Source organism: Eoetvoesiella caeni (assembly GCF_003315175.1).
GTDB classification, from domain to species: Bacteria; Pseudomonadota; Gammaproteobacteria; order Burkholderiales; family Burkholderiaceae_B; genus Eoetvoesia; species Eoetvoesia caeni.
Genome location: NZ_QNRQ01000037.1, coordinates 1 through 2,409, shown reverse-complemented (window position 1 = coordinate 2,409; position 2,409 = coordinate 1). Strand labels below are relative to the sequence as shown.

2 protein-coding genes are annotated in these 2,409 nt (G+C 56.0%); both read left to right on the top strand.

The window, feature by feature from the left end; translation table 11 throughout:
- Positions 1-91: 91 nt before the first annotated feature.
- Positions 92-1,594 carry an IS21 family transposase gene (istA, locus tag DFR37_RS22635; protein WP_113935407.1) on the top strand — a complete coding sequence of 501 codons (1,503 nt, stop codon included), beginning with the start codon at positions 92-94 and terminating at the stop codon, positions 1,592-1,594.
- Positions 1,587-2,345, top strand: a complete 759-nt coding sequence (gene istB / locus DFR37_RS22630) for an IS21-like element helper ATPase IstB (protein WP_113935406.1) — start codon at positions 1,587-1,589, stop codon at positions 2,343-2,345. The genes istA and istB overlap by 8 nt, the downstream gene beginning before the upstream one ends.
- Positions 2,346-2,409: the final 64 nt, after the last annotated feature.

Here is a 2,409-nt window from a genome sequence, read left to right as displayed (position 1 = left end):
TGTTCAGCGACAATTAACTTGACCGGTCAGCGACAACTATCTTGGCCGGTTGATCTGATAGGGTTCGACACTGCAAATCGGAGGATGCGCGGTGTCGGGCAAACGAATCACAGATCAACAAACCAGGTTATATATGACGTTCCGAAAGGACAACACCCAAGAGGTGGCAGCCGCTAAAGCCGGGATATCGGTTAGGTCGGCGCGCCGCGCCGAGAATAAGCCTTCAGGGCCACCCAGCAGTCATGGGACTAGGCCGTGGCGTACGCGAGAGGACCCATTGCTCGCTATTTGGGAGCCCGTTGTGGTGCCCTTGTTGCAGCGATCACCGACATTGACTGCCATCGGTCTATTCGATCATTTATGTGAACACCATACTCACCAGTTTGATCCGCGCTCACGTCGCACGCTGGAGCGTCGCGTGCAGGCGTGGCGTCAATTACATGGCCCCGACCAAGAGGTGGTCTTCGTGCAAACGCATGCCATGGGTGAATTAGGCATTGCCGACTTTACCGTGGTCGATGAGCCCGTCACGGTCAGGAATACCCCTTTATCTCATCGTTTATTTCATTACCGGTTGGTCGCCAGTGGCTGGGCCTATGCGCAGGTTGTCTGCGGTGGCGAGAGCTTTAGTGCTTTATCAGAGGGGCTGCAGCAGGCGTTCTGGCGCAGCGGTGGCGTACCGCGTACGCTACGCACGGATAGCCTGAGTGCCGCCTACAAGAACCGCACTGAACAGGACGACTTCACCCAGCGCTTTGAAGACCTATGCAAGCACTATGGCATCATCGCTACCCGCAACAATCGGGGCGTAGCTCATGAGAATGGGGCCATTGAATCGCCCAATAATCATATCAAGCGTCAATTAAAGCAGGCCCTGTTACTACGTAACAATTACGACTTCGATTCGGTTGAGTGCTACAACCAATTTGTAGGGCAGTTGGTGACCCGGCGTAATCGGCGCGTGGCATCGGCCTTTAAGGATGAGCAGCGACAACTACAGCCGTTACCGGCCGGGCGCAGCGTCAATTACACCGAGCATACCGTTCGCGTCACGCGCAGCAGTACGATTGAACTTAAACGCGTGCTGTATACCGTGCCTTCCCGGCTCATTGGCAGTCGCGTGAACGTGAGACTGTTCGATACAAAACTAGAGATCTGGTGCGCTCAGGAATGCACCCTGACCTTGATGCGAGTGCATGGCGTAACCCGCCAGCGTGTTCGTTCGGTGGATTACCGTCACGTCATTGAAGGGCTAGTTAAAAAGCCTCGAGCCTTCCGGTACTCGCAGTTGCGCGAGGACTTATTACCCAGCATGGATTACCAACTGATCTGGGCGTCGGTGGACCGCACCTTATCGGCCGACGCCGCTTGCCAGTACATTGTGCGCCTTCTGCATCTGGCTAAGAAAGCCGATAACGAGGGCGCGCTAGGTCGCTATGTGCTGGATGCGCTGGCCGCCACGGGCTTGCCCAGTATCGCGGCGTGCGAAGAGAGGTTCTTGCCTAGACGGGCGAGCATGCCGACCTTGAACGTACGCCAGCACGCCCTCAGTGATTATGACTTGTTGAATACGGTAGGAGGCGTCCATGGCTAATGTGGCTGCACTGCCCATCATGCTCAAATCATTGCGTCTGGCGTGTATCGGCACCCATTGGCAGACGCTTGCCAAGAAGGCGACCGCCGAACGTTGGGTACCGGAACACTACCTGGCCGAGCTGTGTGCCATGGAACTGGCGACCCGTGAGGACAAGCGTCTACAGCGCTATCACAAGGAGTCCGGCCTGCCGCCCGGAAAGACACTCGCCAGCTTCGACTTTAGCGCCCTGGAGGGCGTCAGCCTGCAGCAGATCAATGCGTTGATTCAAAATCCACACTGGGTCGAGCAAGGGGAAAATCTGTTGTTGTTTGGCGCCAGCGGCATAGGTAAAACGCATCTGGCCAGCAGTATCGGCTACGGACTGGTCGAGGCCGGGATCCGCGTTAAGTTCAGCAGTGCCACCCATATGGTGCAGGAGCTTCAGCAGGCCAAGCAGAACCTGGGCTTGGCCGAGGCCTTGGTCAAACTGGACAAGTTTACGGTCTTGATTCTCGATGACCTTGGATACGTGAAGAAAACCGCTCAGGAGACCAGCGTCCTGTTCGAGCTCATTGCCCATCGGTACGAGCGCGGGACCTTGATCATTACCTCAAACCAGGCCTTTAAAGATTGGGATCATCTCTTCGATGACAGCATCATGACCGTTGCCGCCATCGATCGACTGGTGCATCACGCCACCATTATGAACTGCGAAGGAGAAAGCTACCGCCGAAAAGCATCCCTGAAAAGGATGGCATCAACTCAGTAAATTGCCCAGCGTCAACCGGCCAAGATAATTGACGCGCACCGGCCAAGATAGTTGACGCGCGACA